The 18813-nt window shown below is 60.3% G+C and carries 17 protein-coding genes; 2 read left to right on the top strand and 15 right to left on the bottom strand.

Features of this window, described 5'->3' with window-relative positions; genetic code table 11:
• Positions 1–629 precede the first annotated feature (629 nt).
• A complete protein-coding gene (locus K7R21_RS20420; RefSeq protein WP_224985140.1) occupies positions 630–1706 on the top strand; it encodes an IS110 family RNA-guided transposase in 1077 nt (358 codons plus the stop codon).
• A gap of 240 nt (positions 1707–1946) precedes the next feature.
• Here K7R21_RS20420 and K7R21_RS20415 read toward each other — a convergent pair whose 3' ends face one another.
• Positions 1947–3230: an O-acetylhomoserine aminocarboxypropyltransferase/cysteine synthase family protein gene (locus tag K7R21_RS20415; protein WP_224985139.1), complete on the bottom strand. Its 1284-nt coding sequence runs from the start codon at positions 3228–3230 to the stop codon at positions 1947–1949.
• Positions 3231–3341: 111 nt separating this feature from the next.
• Positions 3342–4829, bottom strand: a complete 1488-nt coding sequence (gene malQ, locus K7R21_RS20410; RefSeq protein WP_224985138.1) for a 4-alpha-glucanotransferase — start codon at positions 4827–4829, stop codon at positions 3342–3344.
• Between the two features lie 135 nt (positions 4830–4964).
• Between malQ and K7R21_RS20405 the strand changes: the two genes are divergently transcribed.
• Positions 4965–5126, top strand: coding sequence for a hypothetical protein (locus K7R21_RS20405; RefSeq protein ID WP_224985137.1), 162 nt, complete (start codon positions 4965–4967; stop codon positions 5124–5126).
• Between the two features lie 71 nt (positions 5127–5197).
• Here the strand turns inward: K7R21_RS20405 and ftsH are convergent, their stop codons facing one another.
• The 13 genes from ftsH to K7R21_RS20340 all read right to left on the bottom strand — a co-directional run bounded on the left by ftsH (position 5198) and on the right by K7R21_RS20340 (position 18764).
• The gene (ftsH, locus tag K7R21_RS20400) at positions 5198–7048 is read right to left on the bottom strand and encodes an ATP-dependent zinc metalloprotease FtsH (protein ID WP_224985136.1); all 1851 of its coding nucleotides are present in this window, start codon (positions 7046–7048) and stop codon (positions 5198–5200) included.
• Between the two features lie 101 nt (positions 7049–7149).
• Positions 7150–8022 carry a CRISPR system precrRNA processing endoribonuclease RAMP protein Cas6 gene (gene cas6, locus K7R21_RS20395; protein WP_224985135.1) on the bottom strand — a complete coding sequence of 291 codons (873 nt, stop codon included), beginning with the start codon at positions 8020–8022 and terminating at the stop codon, positions 7150–7152.
• 24 nt (positions 8023–8046) lie between these two features.
• Positions 8047–8847, bottom strand: a complete 801-nt coding sequence (locus K7R21_RS20390) for an HD domain-containing protein (protein WP_224985134.1) — start codon at positions 8845–8847, stop codon at positions 8047–8049.
• The gene (locus tag K7R21_RS20385) at positions 8840–9217 is read right to left on the bottom strand and encodes a PilZ domain-containing protein (RefSeq protein ID WP_224985133.1); all 378 of its coding nucleotides are present in this window, start codon (positions 9215–9217) and stop codon (positions 8840–8842) included. The genes K7R21_RS20390 and K7R21_RS20385 overlap by 8 nt, the downstream gene beginning before the upstream one ends.
• 78 nt (positions 9218–9295) lie before the next feature.
• Positions 9296–10579, bottom strand: coding sequence for a class II fructose-bisphosphate aldolase (locus K7R21_RS20380; RefSeq protein ID WP_224985132.1), 1284 nt, complete (start codon positions 10577–10579; stop codon positions 9296–9298).
• 87 nt (positions 10580–10666) lie between these two features.
• Positions 10667–11599: a DUF4140 domain-containing protein gene (locus tag K7R21_RS20375; RefSeq protein ID WP_224985131.1), complete on the bottom strand. Its 933-nt coding sequence runs from the start codon at positions 11597–11599 to the stop codon at positions 10667–10669.
• Positions 11600–11687: 88 nt separating this feature from the next.
• The gene (locus tag K7R21_RS20370) at positions 11688–12158 is read right to left on the bottom strand and encodes an FKBP-type peptidyl-prolyl cis-trans isomerase (RefSeq protein ID WP_224985130.1); all 471 of its coding nucleotides are present in this window, start codon (positions 12156–12158) and stop codon (positions 11688–11690) included.
• Positions 12159–12188: 30 nt separating this feature from the next.
• Positions 12189–13430: a DUF1015 domain-containing protein gene (locus tag K7R21_RS20365; protein ID WP_224985129.1), complete on the bottom strand. Its 1242-nt coding sequence runs from the start codon at positions 13428–13430 to the stop codon at positions 12189–12191.
• Positions 13431–13551: 121 nt separating this feature from the next.
• Positions 13552–14367, bottom strand: coding sequence for a C40 family peptidase (locus K7R21_RS20360; protein ID WP_224985128.1), 816 nt, complete (start codon positions 14365–14367; stop codon positions 13552–13554).
• Positions 14368–14441: 74 nt separating this feature from the next.
• Positions 14442–15558 (bottom strand): peptide chain release factor 2 gene (gene prfB / locus K7R21_RS20355; protein ID WP_224985127.1). Its coding sequence is split into 2 segments (ribosomal slippage): positions 14442–15488 and positions 15490–15558, totalling 1116 coding nucleotides; the frame shifts between segments, so codons are not numbered across the junction.
• A gap of 60 nt (positions 15559–15618) precedes the next feature.
• Positions 15619–17139, bottom strand: a complete 1521-nt coding sequence (gene lnt / locus K7R21_RS20350) for an apolipoprotein N-acyltransferase (protein ID WP_224985143.1) — start codon at positions 17137–17139, stop codon at positions 15619–15621.
• A gap of 14 nt (positions 17140–17153) precedes the next feature.
• The gene (locus K7R21_RS20345; protein ID WP_224985126.1) at positions 17154–18011 is read right to left on the bottom strand and encodes a hemolysin family protein; all 858 of its coding nucleotides are present in this window, start codon (positions 18009–18011) and stop codon (positions 17154–17156) included.
• Positions 18012–18044: 33 nt separating this feature from the next.
• On the bottom strand, positions 18045–18764 hold the full coding sequence (locus K7R21_RS20340) for a diacylglycerol kinase (RefSeq protein WP_224985125.1): 720 nt from the start codon (positions 18762–18764) through the stop codon (positions 18045–18047).
• Positions 18765–18813 lie beyond the last annotated feature (49 nt).

Genomic DNA, 18813 nt, shown 5'->3' with positions numbered 1-18813 from the left:
TTAAAATGAAACCGGAAAATCCGATTCTAGTTTGAAACAACTGACTTGTTACATTTTGAAACTCGCAAATGCTGTTTCGTCTACTATTTAGTTTTCAAAGACCAAGCCGCCGTGTTGCGACAGACTCAGCACCCTACCTGAACCGTTGCCGCCTGTCAACATTTTCTTTCAAAAATTTTTCGAGGCATGTTGCAGTGGCCTGATCCAGAGATCGTGCCCGAAAGACTGTCAGAACACCGCGAGGTGCTCCTGTGGCCCTTCTTCCTGCCGGTTCAGCTATTCGGTTGCAAAGAACGTCGTTACTGCGAAGCTCAACTTTATAGCAAAGGCAGTTTCGGCTGTCAATGCTTTTTTGTTGGCCGCTGCCGAAGAGAAATGCCTTGTTCGTCAGCGGAGGGTGGTTATAGCAAATGACTTTGACTGCGTCAACGGGTTTGTTGTTTGTTTTTGTTAACCAGAGCGAAGCGGCTGTAATGGCTGAAGGACTGGTTTACTGTGCCCCCTGGTTGACTCGGTAGACATGTCGTGGACTGAGTGGACCGGGGAATACTAAACGAAAAATACCATGCTGGCCATCCTGGTAACATTGAAGTGTTCCGCTTCAGGTTACCGTAACGAGGGAGGCCAACATGGCAAAAACGAGTCTAACAGGAACTGAGCACTTTGTCGCAGGGTATGAATCTCACATCTTCTATGTCGGGGTTGATGTTCATAAGCGCAGCTATCACGTCGCGGTGCGACGTACCGATGGTCGCGCTATCACTCTGGTCACTCCTGCTTCATCAGAATCAGTCGTTCAATTCCTCCAATGCCTGTCTGTGCGTATTGGAGCTGTAGCTTACGAGTCCGGGCCAACGGGTTTCTCCCTGGCCCGGGCGCTTCAGAATGCAGCTATTCCAGTCATCGTTGCTGCTCCTAGCAAGATACCCCGCGCTGTAACACCAGGTGCTAAGTGTGACCGACTCGATTGTCTTAAGCTGGCGCACTATGCAGCTAAAGGCATGCTCAAGCCCATTGCGATCCCGACTGCAGAGGAAGAGGCGCGTCGCACCCTGTTGCGGAGACGTCACGCTGTGGTGGACTCAGCGAGGCGTTGCAAACAACGCATCAAAGGTCATCTACTCTTCCTCGGCATTGATGAGCCAAAGGAGCTGACCAACTGGCATAGTGATGTGGCGGAAGTGCTGTTGGGGATGCCGATGGATCCGGCAGCCCTCATGACGCTTGAAAGCTACCTGCGCGAGCTGGCGTTTCACAAGGAAGAGCTGCGCAGGTTAGAGTCGCAACTTAAGAGCCTTGTAAAATCAGAAGAGTTGGCAAAACGCATGGCTTGCCTGCAGTCCGTGCCTGGCGTGGGGCCAACAGTAGCAACCACGTTTGCTATGGAGCTGTTCCGACCTGACCGATTTGCAAGACCTGAGGAGGTGGCTAGCTATCTTGGCCTTGCACCGGTTGTTCGGCAAAGTGGCAACAAATCACCTTCAGGCAGGCTCGTGCCCGTCGGTCAAACAAGATTGCGCAGTCTGCTGATCGAAGCTGCTTGGATGTGGAAAAGCAGGGACCATTACGCCGAAACTCTCTACCATCGCCTGCTTGGCAAGACTGGGATTGCTCAGAAGGCAATAACTGCTGTGGCGCGGCGGCTGGCAATAATCCTATGGCGTCTATGTATCGAGCAAAGGATGTATCGCACATCCAGGGCTTAACCTGAGGAGTCGCGACGACCCTTTTGCCACAAAGGTGGCGGACGAAAAATGGCGAACCTTCTCTAGGTACCGGATCGGTACTCGGCGTGAATCTGGCGCGAACAAGAAAAGGCATCCTCTGTAAAAAGATGCCCAACGAGAAGGTTTATCACCTCGATCTTTGAAAAATCTTGACAGATGGCCACATAAGAAAAGGGCGACGCTTGCGCATCGCCCTTCTGCTTTTTTAGGCTGCCTGAGCTAGGCTTGGGCTGCGTTAAGAGCTTGCTCTATGTCGGCGATGATGTCTTTCACGTCTTCTATGCCAACGGACAACCTGATGAAGTCTGGACTGACACCGGTCTCCAACTGCTCCGCAGAGCTCAGCTGCTGGTGGGTGGTGGATGCCGGATGGATAACCAGGCTCTTGGCGTCGCCAATGTTGGCCAGGTGCGACAGCAACTTCACATTGTCGATGAACTTCCTGCCCGCCTCGAGTCCGCCCTTGATGCCAAACCCGATGATGGCGCCGGCACCATTGAGATACTTCTTGGCATTGCCATGATCCTTGTGGCTCGGCAGACCGGGATAGTTCACCCAGGTCACCAACGGGTTCTCCTCCAACCACTCGGCAACCTTCTGCGCATTCTCCACGTGGCGCTGCATCCTGACATGCAGGGTCTCGATCCCCTGCAGAATCTGGAAGGCGTTAAACGGAGAGAGGCAGGCACCCATGTCACGCAGCAGTTCCACCCTCATCTTGATGATGTAAGAGATATTGCCCAACGCATCCCAAAATTTGAGACCGTGATAGGACGGGTCGGGCTCGGTGAACTCGGGGAACTTGCCGTTGTTCCAGGGGAAGGTGCCGCCGTCGACGACGCAACCGCCAATGCTCGTGCCATGCCCGCCAAGGAACTTGGTGAGGGAGTAGACCACGATGTCAGCGCCGTGCTTCAGCGGCTGGAACACGAACGGGGTGGCCGCAGTGTTATCGACGATATAGGGAATGCCGGCGTCATGGGCAACTTTGGCGATCGCCTCGAAATCGTCGACATTGTTCTTTGGATTGCCGATGGCCTCGCTATACACGAGGCGGGTGTTCTCGTCGATAGCCTTGCGGATGTTCTCAGGGTCGGAGGAATCGACAAACTTCACCGTGATGCCGAGCTTCGGCAGGGTGTAATGGAACAGGTTATAGGTACCGCCGTACAGGTAGCTCGTGGAGATAATGTTCTGGCCGGCACTTGCGATATTGAGAATTGCATAGGTAGTTGCAGCCTGGCCGGATGCCACGGCAAGGGCGGCGACACCGCCATCCAGTTCGGCTACCCTCTTCTCCAGCACGTCGGTGGTCGGATTCATCAAGCGGGTGTAAATGTTGCCGAACTCTTTCAAGCCAAAGAGGTTGGCGGCGTGCTCCGAACTCTTGAAGACATAGGAGGAGGTTTGGTAGATCGGCACGGCACGGGACAGGGTGGTCGGATCTACAGTCTGGCCGGCATGAAGTGCAAGGGTGTCAAAACCTAACGTTTTTTCTGACATAGTTCTTTCCCGCCTTTTCTGAAGCTTTTTTATAAAGAATACACACTATATCCTCTATACAAAAACCTCTGCCACGCTGTCAAGAAATTTGCAATTAAAAACACTACCGATTTAGTCTGGCAGTCTTCCATAAAGCTCGGTAGTCCGTGCGAGTTTCGCCGCCAGCCTGCCTGAGAAGGCATCGGCGGAGCAGCGCCAGCTCCAGTTCCCTCCCGCCACGCCCGGCACGTTCATCCTGCCGCTGCTGGGGAGTTCTAAAAGATCCTGCATGGGGATAATGGCATAATCCGCCACCGAGGCGAGCGTGCATTTCACCATCTGCCACACAATGTCGTTGCCGTCGCGGTCGAAATACGACAGCACGTTTTTCTGCTCTTTCGCCTTGAGGGAGTGGAACCACCCGGCGGTGGTGTCATTGTCGTGGGTTCCGGTGTAGACCACGCACGACCTCACATGGTTGTGCGGCAGGTACGGGTTGTCGGGACCGGAGCCGAAGGCGAACTGGAGGATCTTCATGCCCGGAAGGCCGAACTGATCCCTCAGCGATTCCACCTCCGGGGTGATGATACCGAGGTCCTCGGCGATTATCGGCAGGCTGCCGAGAGCGTTACGCAGCGCGTGGAAAAGTGCCTCGCCCGGCCCCTTGACCCAGCGGCCGTTTATGGCGGTCTTTTCCCACATCGGCACCTCCCAAAAGGCCTCGAAGCCGCGGAAGTGGTCGATACGCACCATGTCGTAGAGGGAGAGATCGTTGCGCAGCCGCGCTATCCACCAGCCGAAACCCTGCTCCGCCATCTTATCCCAGTTGTAAAGCGGGTTGCCCCACAACTGTCCCGTCTTACTGAAGTAGTCGGGAGGTACGCCGGCAACGACGATGGGAACGCCTTTCTCGTCTAGGTGAAACAAGTGCGGATTGGCCCAGACATCGGCTGAGTCGTAGGCGACGAAGATGGGAAGGTCGCCGACGATGGAGATGCCGAGCACGTTGGCGTAGGTCTTCAGCTGCTTCCACTGTCGGGAGAACTGCCATTGCATGTACTTCTGTTCGCCTATGGCCGTACCCAATTTCTCGCTCCAGGACGAGAGGGCCTCCGGTTCCCGCTTGGCGAGGGAGTCCGGCCAGTCTTTCCAACTCACTTCCTTGAACTGCTCTTTCAACGCCATGAAAAGCGCGTAGTCATGCAGCCAAAAGGTGGTGTCGCAAAAATGCCAGAATTCTTCCTTGCGCTTTTGGGGGGCCTCCACGAAGAAGCGGGCAGCAGCCTCCTTGAGGCGGGCCATCTTATAGATCTCGACGGCGCCAAAATCCACGCGCTCGGAATCGAGCTCCGCCGTCGCCTCTTCCGGCATGAGGTCACCCTCGGCCTGCAGCATCTCCAGGTTGATCAACAATGGGTTGCCGGCGAATGCGGAGTAACAGGAGTATGGCGAATTGCCATAGGCTGTGGGGCCAAGCGGGAGGATCTGCCACAGGGACTGCCCTGACTTGTGCAGAAAATCTACGAATCTCTTTGCTTCCTCACCGAAAGAACCGATCCCTCCCGGGCCTGGCAAAGACGTGGGGTGCAGCAGGACCCCACTCTTTCTCTTTCTCACCATGTAAACCTCGATAACATGAAATGGGCAGCATAAGATAGTGCCGGAAATGAGCAGACATTACTATGACATAAATCAGTTGTAATGCAATGATGCAAAGACTTTACGGCTGGGGCGGCAAATGGTATAGTGCGCCCCATGGAAACTATTAAAACAGCATCGTTTGAGTCCCTGATTGAGTTGGCGGTACCTGATGGGGATGGCTACGTCTTCACGCTGGACGGCGAGACGTTCCGGATCAAGGACACCCTTGAGATAACGGGAATCGCCAGCAAGAAGGGGTACATCATCATCTATTAGGAACTGAGTGGGCGTGGCTGGTTTCTGGGTCTTCTGGGTCTTCTCGGCTGGTCTGACTGGCCGCCTGCGAGTCAGGCGGTGGCCAGGATCTCGTCTACGCGCTCACCGTTAAGAGTCTCTTCTTCCAATAGGGCATTGGCCAAGGCATTGAGCTTGCTGCGATTGCCACTGAGCAATTCCATCGCCTTCCCCTCCGCGGAATGGATTAGGCTCGCTATCTCCTGATCGATCAACCACGCCATCTCTTCAGAAAACGTCTTCTCTTCAGCAAGCTTCATCCCCAAAAACGGGTGTTCCTCTCCGCGCGGAAATGTCATGGCACCTATCTTCTCGCTCATCCCCCATTGGCAGACCATCTTCTCTGCCAGTCCTGTCACGTGCTTCAGGTCGCTTTGAGCGCCCGAAGAAACGTCGTTGAAAACGATGCGCTCGGCAACCCGACCACCCAACGCCACGCAGAGGCGGTTCACCAGGTAGGCACGCGGGTAGTGGTAGCGATCGTCCTCGGGCAACTGCTGGGTCACCCCCAAGGCGCGCCCCCTGGGGAGGATGGTGACCTTATGCACCGGATCGGTGCTCGGTAATAGCCGTGCCACCAGCGCGTGCCCGGCCTCGTGGTAGGCGGTAATCCGCTTCTCGTCGTCCGAGATCACCATGTGGCGCTCACCACCCATGAGGATCTTGTCCTTCGCCCGTTCCAAGTCATCCAACCCCACGATGACCTTGTTGTCGCGCGCCGCGAGAATGGCGGCCTCGTTGACCAGCCCCTCCAGGTCTGCACCCGTCATGCCGGGGGTCCCCTTTGCAATGACCGAAAGATCGACTTGTGGCGCCAGGGGGATGCGCCGGGTGTGAACCTTGAGGATCTTCTCGCGATCCCGCCAGTCCGGACGCTCGATCACCACGTTGCGGTCGAAGCGGCCGGGGCGCAGCAAGGCGGGGTCGAGCACGTCGGGCCGGTTCGTCGCGGCGATCACGACCACCTCGGTATGCGGATCGAAGCCATCCATCTCAGACAGTAGCTGGTTCAAGGTCTGTTCACGCTCGTCATGGCCGCCGCCGAAACCGGCGCCGCGGCTTCGCCCCACCGCATCCAACTCATCGATAAAGATGATGCTGGGGAGCATCTTACGCGCACTGGCGAAGAGATCGCGAACCCGACTGGCGCCGACGCCGACAAACATCTCGATGAAGGCGGAAGCCGAAATGGAGAAAAAGGGGACGCCCGACTCGCCCGCCACAGCCCGAGCCAGAAGCGTCTTGCCGGTTCCCGGAGGTCCTACCAGCAGCACGCCCTTGGGCACCTTCCCGCCGATCTGCTGGAACTTCCTGGGGTCCTTCAGGTACTCGACCACCTCGCGCAGTTCCTGCTTCGCCTCCTCCATGCCCGCCACGTCAGCGAAGGTGACGTCGATGCGCTCGGAGGTATAGGCCTTGGCCCCGGAGCGGGCGAAACCGCCCATCATTCCGCTCGGCCCCTGCTTGCGCATTCCGCGCATAACGAAAACCCAGACCCCGATGATGATAAACCAGGGCAGCAGATACAGGAAAATCGACCCCAGGGTGGAGCCATCGGTAGAGACAACGTTGACGTCGACGCGCCGGGCACTCAATTCCGGCAGGAGGGTAGGATCTTCGATGGATGGCAGGGTGGTGCTGAAGTTGGTGACGTCGACGTCCTTCCCTTTTTGTTCGACGCTCACCGCCGGCACCTTGATGGCGGTGCGGAACTGCCCTTTGGCGCTTTTGCCCCTCAATGTCAGCTTGACTATGTTATTGGCAGCAAGTTCAGCGCGAAAACGGCTGTAGGTTATTTCCGCTCCACGTTCCGCCGTCTGCTTCACCATCGTCCCGTAAAAGAGGTCGAGCAGCAAAACAAACAAGGCGGTGATCAGCAATGGTCTCCAGAAGGTGCGCGCCATGACCCTGCTCCTCCCACTCGGCTGAAAAAGACACTTCGGAATTCTAACCAAGAAGGAGGTTATTACAAGATTCTAATTATCAAAGAGAGAGGCGCGACGAGCTACCGTTCGACACAGTAGCAACCAAAGCCAAATGAGGCTCCTTTACCAAGATGGGTAGCGGTTCCGACGTGCAGGAGCAGGTGGAAGGGTTCCAGATCCCCGGCAAAGCGGGCAGTGCCGAGGATGCCGGCCGGCCGGCCGTTCCAGAATACGAAGCGACAGTCGGACTCGACGGTGCGTACGGATTCGCTCTGCCCGGACAGCCAACGGTAATCCATGGCAGGCTCGGCACCTTCGTAGTGGTATGCGAGCGAGGAGACGCGACGCATGAGGGTGCGGGCGAAGTCGGCAAAGGTGAAACCCTTGAGCAGGCGGCCATCGCGCACCAGCTTCAGTGGCGTCACCAAGCGCAGCGCCACCGTCTCCGTTGGCAGCGGTCCGGTGAGGGTTGGATCAAGGGAACCGAGTAGCGGCAAGGGCAAGGAGCCGTCACCGGCGTAATCGGAGCGTGCTCCCCCGGGAGACTCGGCGGCCACATCGACGACGGCGCCCCCCTTGTTTTCGATGAGGAGCGTGACAGCCACGAGGAAGGCAGGTAGGTGCTGGATCGAGCTACCGACCAGCGTGAGGGCGAGCTCGCAGGCGCGCCCGCGGTTGGGAGGAGACGGGAGCACCGGGAAATCGAAGATGAACGGGAGGGATGGCTTCTGGTGACGCCGTACCGCTTCCGGATCCTGTGCGATCTCTTGGGAGAAGGTCGCAGCAAAGGCGCAGTCGCCCCGCCGGCAGCCGGCACAATCCCCGCGTTTACAGGAAACGGCGGCACGGAAGGCCGACTCGAAATCGGCACGGGTGGCATAAAAGGCGTAGGGATCGCTTACATCATGCCTGAGGGTGAAGCTGAACCACAGCTTCGCGTAATGCAGTTCCACGGGTGTTTCCTCTGGGGCGCGGGGTCAGTGCGCAGACTCGCGCAGCTTCTCCTCGAGGTAGCCGCCCACCTGCGCCAGCACATCGAGGACCTCCCGGTCCTGCGGAAGTATGGCGCGAAAGTGCTCCAGCACCGAACGCTCCCGGATCAGCCGCAGGGTCGCGGGGTAGTTGATGTCGTAGATCCAGGAGACCTGCAGCAGTTTGAAGTCGTTGAGGCTCTTGAGGGCGGAGAGCTGAACCATCCTGCCGGCGGACACGGCAGCCAGCGGTTCGGCGGAGCAGCCGGGAAGATCGGGGAAGCCAAGGCCAGCGCCGGACGCGCGCTCAGCCTCCGGAGTGTTGAAGTACTCGATGAAGACGCGCCAGATGTCCAGTTTGTCGGCATCGCGCAGCAGTCTAAGCAGGTTCGCCGTCACTGCGGGGATCGCTTCCGGCACCAGGAAAGCGTTGTGCATGCGGACGGCGACCTCGATGCAGCCGCGCTCCTCAGCGGGAAGGAAGTCGAGCACATGGTGCTGTTTCATGACTTGCGCAGAGAGGTGAGCGTGGTTCAGCGATTCGCTGTCCTTGAAGGTGTGGTAATCCCGGAATTGGGGGAAGCGGCCGAGGTCGTGGCAGAGTGCGGCCACCTCGGCCAGCATCTCGAAACGCGGCCCCATCCCCTGTGCGATGAGCAGGGCGTCGCGGCAGACATTGCGGGTATGCTCTTGCTTCAGGTCGAAGTTGCGCTGCAACTCCAGATCGGAGGTGCGGAAGGAGTCGCAGTAGGAGCTGAACCAGTCGCGCAGCGGCGCCAGGTCCGGCAGAGGTACGACATTACTCATCGTGCATCTTCTTGACCACGTACTCCGAAAACTCAGCCATAACCTTGGACTCGTCGCCCCCCTGGTAGGAGATAATGCTGCGCAGATGGGCGAAGGATTCGACGTCCATCTTGTCGAAGGCACAGCCGATGCCGCCTTCGACCAGGCGCGCTACCGTCCCCTTCACGTTGATGACGACCGGGTCGGGCGCCGCGGAAAGGTAGATGGTCACCTCGACCGGTGTGCCGACCGGGATCCGCTCCTGGGTCTCCATGTAGAGACCATGCAGACTCACGTCCGTCACGTCCCCCTTGACTGCCATTCCCTCCGCCTGCAACAGCGCGGAGACCCTGAAATCGACGCGTGAAAAGTTACGCCTATCTGTCGTCATCGTCTTCCCCCTCCACAGAGCCAGCTACAAAAGGGGGCGCGAGGCCCCCTCCGGGTGTTTCTCAGCTTGATGGTGATGCTAGTCCTCAAAGTTGCCTTCGGGCCCCTTGTCCTTGGAAAGGCCCTGGGCCTGCTTGGGGAGCAGGTCCTTGGTCCATTCCGCCGGGTTCTCGATCCGCTTCCCTTTGGGGCCCAAGTCGTAGGAGCCGGCCTTGAGGATGGCATCGATGGCAAGCGGCGCGGTGTCGGCAGCGTTGAAGACGTTAGCGATGAGGTTGTAGGCGAAATCCTCCACCCTCTTGCACATGCGATCGCGCACGTCCTTGGTCTGGGCCAAAAGCTTGTTCTCGAACGGGAGGTTGAGGTTCTTGTAATCGCCCTTCTTCCATCCCTTGGAATCGGCGAAGGCCACCATCTCGGCCCAGAGCTCCTCGGTCATCCCCTCACCCTTCACCTTGATGAAGTTGCCGTTCTCGTCGAGCTTGGCGTTGCCATAGTCGTTGACCTCGAGGCCCCAGGAGACGAACTGCAGGGCGGTCGCCACGTTGGCCTTAGTGGTGCGGGTCTTCTGGGCGATCTCGCGCAGCCTCTCGTAGCTGTTGCCGGAGGTGCCGTGCTGGGCGCCGTTGACGCCGTACTGTTTGATCGCCTCGTGAATCTGTGCGGTCAGCTCCACCTGGATACCAGCGTCGGAAGCCTCGATGCCATGGGTGGTGCCGTTATTGAGGGCGATCCAGTCAGGGAAGATGCCGTGGGCGTTGAGGCCGCGGATCAGGAAGAGCGCCTCGGGAACGGTGGAGAGCCCCTCTTTCCCCTTGATCTCGCCCACCTCGGTCTCGAGACCGGCCCAGCCCGGGATGATGCTGTTGAGCTCGATGTTGGCGAGGAGGTTCTCCTCGTCGGGGAGGTGCGAGGCATCGATGGCGATGGAGGTGATACCGGCATCGAACATGCTCGGGATCTCGACCTTTGCCGACTTGACGTCCGCTTCGCCCTTAATGCCGTAGTGGTCGGCGTGGATGGCGACCGGGATGGTGATGCCGAGCTCGTTGGCAACGGCGTCCACCTGGCGGGCCATGTTCCAGTAGTTGACCGGGCAATATGCCTTCTGGCCACCCTCGCTCTTGGCGATCTCGATGATGACGGCTGCGTTGGCCTTCTGGGCGGCGGCGAGCACCCCGCGGATGACGAAGTGGTTTCGGCCGTTGGCTGCCAGGGCCAGGGCATGTCCCTTGGCGTTCATGGCACGGTCGATGACCTTGCCGCTGACCAGGAGTGCTTTTGAATTGGGGAAGAGTTTCGCTACGTTGGGGGGACGCCCTACTTCCAGCGCTTTGACGAAATCTGAAGATGTTGCAGTCATATCTCCTCCTTTTGGTGGGAATATCAAATCACATGAAAAAAACCGATTCCTTATAACATCTTAATCATACAAAGGCAAGGATGTTCGCTAGCGCCCCAAGGCAAACCCGGTGCTCCCTCCCCCGGCAAACGGGGCGCTGCCGATATACTCTCCCTTCCAGTACAAAGCGGCTTCCCCGGGAGGGAGACTCGCCTCGATCGGTGCAAAAGAGAAGCGCTCCGGAGGCTGGGCACCGACGGCAGAGGTGGCGTTGAGCGGATAGCGTGCCAGGACCGGGAAGTCCCCGCGCACCTGCTCGACCGCACCCGGCTTCGCCGTGGTCCCTCGCACCACCTGGTACTGCACCCCCTTCTCGCGCTGCGGCAGCTTCGCGTGCAGCAGCAACTCGCCGCCCCCCTCCCCCGAGAACCGGAGGTCGTAGGTCGGGGTCCAGCGCTCGCTGCCAACCTGGTAGGACACCTGGGCCTTGCTGCCAGTGACCCAGATGCGCGCCGAGGCGACCCCCTTGGCCGCCGACGCGAGTTCCCGCTCCACGGCATCGAGTGCCAGCCGACACTTGCGCTTGCTTCGGTAGACCGCCTCCATCTGGTTCAAGGCGAATTCGGTCCCCTGCTGCAGCGTTACCACCGGATCAGGATTGGCCTTGGTCTTCCTCGGCGCCTTGCCGCTTTGCGACTTGGCGGCGGCGGAGAAGATCTCCTCACGCCGGTTCAAGGCGTCCATGCGGTCCTGCAATTCGCCCCGGCGCTCCCTGAGTCGGGCTATCTCACCAGCCCGACGGCGATCCTGCTCGGCCGCAACCAGTTCAACCCGCTGCACGGTCCCCCCCGGTGCCTTAACCCGCAGCGACCCCGGCGCAAAGCTGTCCGGCAGGGGGAGTTCCAGGTACCCGCCGGCTGCGGCAACTTCCTGCTCCACCCGCGCGCCATCCATAAAGAGAGTGACACTCTTCTGTCCGGCCTGGGCCTGTTTACAGACCAGGATCGGGAGCAGCACAAAGGCCAGCGACAACAGGCGCATGGGGCACCTCGCAACGGGGGACCGGGGGCTGAAAAACACAAAGGAAAACTTTACAGCGCCACGGTACCTTTGCAAGCCACCGGTATGATTACTTCTCTACGTCGAGAAGCTCCACTTCGAAGATCAGCGTCGCGTTGGGCGGAATGACCCCGCCGGCGCCGTTGGCCCCGTAGCCAAGCTGCGGCGGGACGACCAGCTTCCTCTTGCCGCCCACTTTCATGGACATGACGCCCTCATCCCACCCCGGGATCACTTCGCCGGCGCCGATCCTGAAGACGAACGGCTGGCCGCGATCGAGCGAGCTGTCAAACTTGGTGCCGTTTTCCAGAGTGCCGGTGTAGTGCACCTTGACGCCCTTGCCCGAGGTCGGGGACGGGCCGGTACCAACCACGAGGTCGGTATAGGAAAGGCCGGAGGGAGTGGTCACCGCCCCGACAGCGGCCTTGGCTGCGGCTTTCTCGGTTGCCGGCTGCTTGGCAGCGTCCTTCTGGGAGCAGGCGGGTATGGCTATCGCCGCCATGAGCAGCAACAGCACGAGGAACTTCTCAACGTTACGCATCAATTTCCTCCGTCAGGTTTGTATAAGTTGTTAATCCAACATGTGGATAAAGAGGCCACTTCTGAGTTTCGGCTCGAACCAGGTCGACTTGGGCGGCATGATCTTGTCCTCGTCGGCCAGCGCCATCAGCTCCTCGATCGAAGTCGGGAACAGCGAGAAGGCGACCATGTACTCGCCGGAATTGACCACCCGCTCCAGCTCCTCGACGCCGCGGATGCCGCCGACGAAGTGAATACGCTGGTCAGTGCGTGGGTTGCGCACGCCGAGCACCGGGCTGAGCAGGTTGTCCTGCAGGATGGAGACGTCCATGGAGGCGACCGGGTCGTCCTCGGGGAAAGAATCCTCGCGCGGGGTGAGTTCGTACCACTTGCCCCCCAGGAACATGCCGAACTGGTGCCGCTCACCGGGATTGACCGCTCCGGCAACCGGGGTCACTTCGAAACGCTCGCCGACGCGCGCCATGAACTCGGCAACGCCGCGGCCGTTGAGGTCCTTGACCACCCTGTTGTAGGGCATGATGGTCATCTCGTTGTCCGGGAAGATCACGGTGAGGAAGTAGTTGTACTCCTCGCTGCCGGTGTGCTTGGGGTTGGCGTCCTTCCTCAGGTCGCGCACCCGGCTGGCGGCGGCGCTGCGGTGGTGGCCGTCGGCAACGTAGAGGGTCGGGATGGCGGCGAAGCTCTTGGTGAGGGAGTCGATCAACTTGGAATCGGCGATATCCCACAGGGCGTGGGAGACGCCGTCATCAGTGGTGAAGTCGTACAGCGGCGCCGCCTTGGTGACCTGGTCGATGGTCGCGGTGAGGGCCGGGTCGTTGCGGTAGGTGTAAAAGACCGGCTCATCGTTGGCGTTGAGCGCGTCGATGTGCTTGACGCGGTCTTCTTCCTTATCCGCCCTGGTCAGCTCGTGCTTCTTGATGGTGCCGCTCTGGTAGTCGTCCACGCCGGCGCAGACCACGAGGCCGGTCTGGGTGATGTTGCCCATCTTCTGGCGGTACACGTAGTAGCGCTCGGTCTCGTCCTGCACCAGGACGCCCTCCGCCAGGAATTTCTCCAGGTTGTCGCGCCCTTTGACGTACACCGGGTCCGAATGCACATCGATGTCACGGGAAAGGTCGATCTCGGGACGGGAGATGTGCAGGAAACTCACTGGGTTGCCGGACGCCATCTGGATGGCCTCGTCGGTGTTCATCACGTCATAGGGAAGAGCGGCGACCTTTTCGGCCAGCTCCTTTTTGGGGCGTACCGCCTTGAACGGCTTAATAAATGCCATAACTGCTCCTGTCTCAGTGTAATTCAGGTTCTACGTTCTATGTTCTGCGTTCTTGTTTGTCACACGTGCTCGGCGTTCTTCGCCCGAGGCCTAGACCTTATCGGCACCTAGGGCGCCAACGTTAAAAATAGCGTTTAGCGCCAACGAACCGCTTCTGAAAGTAGGACTCGTCCATCGAGCTGACCTTGATGTCGTCGCCGCGGCGCGGTGCATGGACGAAGCGGCCGTTGCCGACAAAGATGCCGACATGGTTGATCTCGTCAGAGGAGGCGCCGAAGAAAACGAGGTCTCCGTCTTTCAGCTCTTCACGCCCAACAGCATCCCCCACCCGGTACTGCTCGCGCGAGGTGCGCGGGATGTTGATGCCGCACAGGTTGTAGACCGCGCGGACGAAACCGCTGCAGTCCATGCCGTCGACCACGGTGTCCCCGCCCCAACGGTACGGAATGCCGACAAAGCGCTCTGCAGTGCGCGCGGCGATGTTGCCCATGTCGCCGCGGTCGCGCTTGACCGGCTCCTCTTTCTTCTTGGCCGGAGGCACGGGCTTGGTCGGTTTGGTTATCGAGGGCGCCGGCGCCTTCTCGATCACGGTCTCACGCACCAGCACGGTGCGGTCGGGCTGCGGCGGCGCGATGAAGTAGGAGCCAATGGTCTTCTCCTTCACCAGCTTCTGGGCCACCTTGCGGGCTTCCTCGCGGCGCTGGAAATCGCCGAAACGGACCGCGTAGATACCGTTTTCCCGTTTGAAGTAGAAAGCTTCAATCCCCTGTTCCTGCAGCTTCCGGGTGAGGCGCTCGGCGTTTTTGACATCCGAAAAGGCGCCCACCTGGATGGCGAAGCCGACGCTGGTGAGCCCGGCCCGCTGCGTCGCGCAGCCTGTGGCGGCCGGCGCGAGGAGGAGAAGATATATAATCAACAGTCTTACCGTCTTAAGCATTATGGTTCCTTGTGTTGCACCCGCCCCCGGAGGGAGAGGGTTGGGGAGGGGGAAAGAGACTTTCGCCTGCCTCCCTAGATATCCTTGGTCTCCCGGCGCACCCCCATCAGGAAGGGGACGACGAAATCATCGAGGGCGCCGTCCAGAACGTTGTCCGGGTTGCCGCTTTCCACGCCGGTGCGCAGGTCCTTGACCATCTTGTAAGGATGCAGCACGTAGGAGCGAATCTGGCTCCCCCAGCCGATCTCCTTCTTCTCGCCTGCGATGTCCGCCGCCTTGGCCTCGCGCTCCCTAAGCTCCATCTCGTAAAGTTTGGAGCGGAGCACCTTCATGGCGGTGGCCTTGTTCATGTGCTGGCTGCGCTCGCTCTGGCAGGCCACCACCGTCCCGGTGGGAATGTGGGTGATCCTGATGGCCGAGTCAGTGGTGTTGACGTGCTGGCCGCCCGCCCCCGAGGAGCGGTAGGTGTCGATCCTCAGGTCGCTCTCCGGGATCTTGATCTCGATGTCGTCCTCCTCGATGACCGGGAAGACGAACACGGAGGCAAACGAGGTGTGACGCCGGGCGCTGCTGTCAAAGGGGGAGATGCGCACCAACCGGTGGATGCCGGCCTCGGCCTTCAAGTAGCCGTAGGCAAACTCGCCGGTGGCCGCGAAGGTCACTCCCTTGATGCCGGCGCCATCACCCTCCTGGTAGTCGGTGATCTCGGTCTTCCATCCCTTCTTCTCGCAATAGCGCAGGTACATGCGCAAGAGCATCTCGGCCCAATCCTGGGACTCGGTGCCGCCGGCGCCGGAGTTGATGGAGAGGAAGGCGCCCGAGGCGTCGTGGGGGCCGGAGAGCATTCTGCGGAACTCCGCCTGGCTTACCCCGGTCTCCAGCTGCTCGTTCATGGCGTGGACCTCGGCGAGCGTCGCCTCGTCCTGCTCTTCGCTGCCCAGCTCGATCAGTTCCTGAATGTCACGGGCCTGGCGGTCGAGGTTCTCCCAGGTGGAGACGTCCTTCTCCATCGCCATCCTGTCCTTGAGCACCTTCTGGGCCTTGTCGGCGTCGTTCCAGAAATCGGCGCGGGAGGTCAACTCCTCGAGCTCCTGCATCCGCTCCTTCTTGTCATCTACGTCAAAGAGACCCCCGGAGTTTGTGGATTCGCTCGGCAAGGTCCTCGATCTTGGCAATTTCTTCTCTGAACATCTTGAAAACTCCTTTATGGTCGCATCGCCTGTAACGGCGATCATCGTTGGTAGTAAAAAATCAGATACGGCGCCCGCGGTAGCAGGCGATGCCCATGCCAATGCTGCCGGAGATGCAGATCAAGGCGAAGAGGTCGCCGAAGCGGTTGTAGAAGGTGCGCCCGGTGCCAGGCCTCACCTCGCCGCTCAAGGTCGCCTCCTGGAACAGCGGGGTCATGCCCCGGATGTGTCCCTTGCTGTCGATCACCGCGGAGATCCCGGTGTTGGCCGCCCGCACCAAGGGGACCCGGTTCTCCACGGCCCGGAACACGGTCATGGAGAGGTGCTGGTAGGGGGCGGAGCTGCGCCCGAACCAAGCGTCGTTGGTGATGTTCACCAGCACCTGGGCTCCCCGTGCCACATAGGCGTTGGCCACTTCCGGGAAGATCCCCTCGAAGCAGACCAGCACGCCGAGTTTTCCGGTGGAAGCGGGCAGCACCACGGCCTCTTTACCGGGGGAGAAATCGCCGATGCCCGTCACCAGCTTGTTCACGAACGGAAGCAGCGGCGCCAGCGGCACGTACTCGCCAAAGGGGACCAAGTGCAGCTTGTCGCTTCTCCCAACGATCGTCCCCTGCTCCGAGAAGAGGAACGCGCTGTTCAGGTAGCGCACCCTCCCCTCCTGCTGTTCGTAGGCGGGACTACCCACCACGAGGGGGCTCTTCAACTCGACGGCCAGTGCACTGACCCGGGCCGCGTAGGCCGGCTCGCGCTGCAGGAAAAACGGCAACGCGCTCTCCGGCCAGACCACCAGGGTCCCCGGTTCCTTGCACCCTTCCCGGGTCAGACGCTCGTAAGTCTTCAGCGTCGCATCCTGGAAAGCGGGATCCCACTTTTGGTCCTGGGGAATGTTCCCTTGCACCAGCAGCACCCTGCGCGGCTCCCCCCGGTCGCTGCGGGTCAGGGCGGAGACGCCGTAGACCATGGTCGCCGCCATGAGCAGCACCAGGAGCAACAGGGCGCGCACCGGGTAGGGCTTGCGGTAGCGCATCGAGACCCAGATCCGGTAGAAGACCACGTTGGCTAGGGCAATCAGAAAGCTCACCCCATAGACACCGGTGAGGTCGCTGATCTGAATAAGCGGCAGAGTACGGTACTGCGAATAGCCAAGGCTCGCCCAGGGAAATCCGGTCATCACGTAGGAGCGGATCGCTTCGCCGGTCACCCACAACAGCGGGAAGGAGCAGAGTAGCGGAATCCGGCTCCCCTCGCAGCGGCGCACCAGCCAGAGCACCGTCGCGGGATAGAGCGCCAGGTAGCCGACCAGGGTGAGGTAGAGCGTCACGCTCACGGTCCAGTGCAGCTTCCCGTAGTTCATCATGACGACATTGAGCCAGTACAGAATGCCGGCGTAGGCGACGCAACCGGCGGTGAAGCCGAGCCGGAAACCCATCCGGGGGGAGACCCGGTCGGCCGCCAAAAACAGCGGCACGAAGGCGATCCACGCCAGGGCCGAGACTCCCGGCAGCGGGAAGGAGAGTGCCAGCAAAACGCCCGAGAGCAGCGCCAGCAGGTAGCGCCCCGCGGCCGCCTCACCTGCCATGGCCGTCCGCGCGGTCACGATTCCTCAGACTCCCCGACCGGTTCCTGTTTTTTCGCGATGTGCACCTGGGCAATGCGCCTCTCGTCCGCCTCCAGCACGGTAAGCACCAGCGAGTCGCTTTCGATGACGTCGCCCGCGGCGGGAATGCGCCCAGTCAGGTGGAACAGGAGTCCCCCCACCGTCTCGAAATTGTCCTTCTCGATCTCGACGTCGAACTGCTCTTCCACTTCCTCGATGGGGAGCCTGCCGTCGGCCACGATGGAGCCGTCCCCCTGCACCGAGAGACGCTCCGTTTCCAGGTCGTACTCGTCCTGGATGTCCCCCACGATCTCCTCGAGCAGGTCTTCGATGGTCACCAGGCCGGCAGTGCCGCCGTACTCGTCGATGACCACCGCCATGTGCACCCGCCGCTTCTTGAAGTCGTGCAGCAACTCCTCCAGGTTCTTGGTCTCCGGGATGAAGAAAGGGGGACGGATCAGCTTCCTCAGTTCGATGGCGTCGTCGGGTTCGCCCCAGTACCTGAGCAGGTCCTTGGCGTAGATAAGCCCGATGATGTTGTCGATGGTCCCCTCGTACACCGGGAGCCGGGAGTGCCCCGACGCGATGATCGACTTGAGCACCTCGCGCACCTCGAGTTCGATGGAGACGCACGCCATCTCCATGCGCGGCAACATGATCTCGCGCACCATGGAGTCGCCAAGGGTCAGGATGGAACGGATCATCGCGTTCTCCTCCTGGTTGATGAGCCCTTCCTCCTCGCCGGCGTCCATGATCTCCTGGATCTCCGCCTCGGTGACCTTCTTTTTGCCGTACAAGAGCCGGGTCAAGGATTCCATGATTCCCTGGCCCTTGCGTCCGTTACCCTCTTCCAAGGATGTGTCTCCTTAATGTTGAAGCAGTGTCTGTCACAGCCCGCCCTGCCAAAAAGCGCGGAACAGCAGGTGCACCGCGAAGGTAATCCCCACCCCCACGACCGCACCCACGACCACCTCCCGCGGACGGTGGATCCTGAGCAAGAGGCGCGAATGGCTCACCATCACCGCCAGGATGAAACAGAAAAGGGCGATGAGCGGGTCCTGGGTATGCAGCGTTACCGAGGTGGCGATGGAGAAGGCGACCGCCGAGTGGCCGCTGGCGCCGCCTCCTTCCAGCGGCGTCCCGGTCCCTGAGCATGCCTTGAGGATCACCACCACGATCAGCACCAGGACCGCCGACACCACCATGCCCAATTCCGACTCGGTACCCACCATCTGCAGCCCCAGCCGCTGCCAGGGGAGCACGTACTTGGAGAGCACCAGGTACCCCATGATGGCGGTGCCGATAGCGGCTACCAGCACTGCGCCCGCCGCCACGTCCTTGGCGATCTTGGCCATGGGGTGGTACTCCGGCGAGATCATGTCCACCACCACCTCGATGGCGGTATTGAGCAACTCGGCGAACAGCACGAAGCTGATGGCTAGGGCCAGCAGCATGAACTCGATCGAAGAGACCCGCAACAAGAGCGCGGCGAACAGCACGACCAGAGCCGCCAGGAAGTGGTAGCGCATGTGCTTCTGCGTGCGCGTGGTGTGGAGGATCCCCTCGATGGCGCAGTTCACGGAGTCGATGAAGCGGGTCGGCTTCATATCGAGCCTCCGGCCTTCGCTGAGGCTTCGGCCGGCAGGCCCCTGCCCC

Source organism: Geomonas agri (assembly GCF_020179605.1).
In the GTDB taxonomy this organism is placed as follows: Bacteria; Desulfobacterota; Desulfuromonadia; order Geobacterales; family Geobacteraceae; genus Geomonas; species Geomonas agri.
The sequence above is the reverse complement of the archived record's forward strand: the minus strand, read 5'-3'. Positions and strand labels throughout refer to the sequence as shown.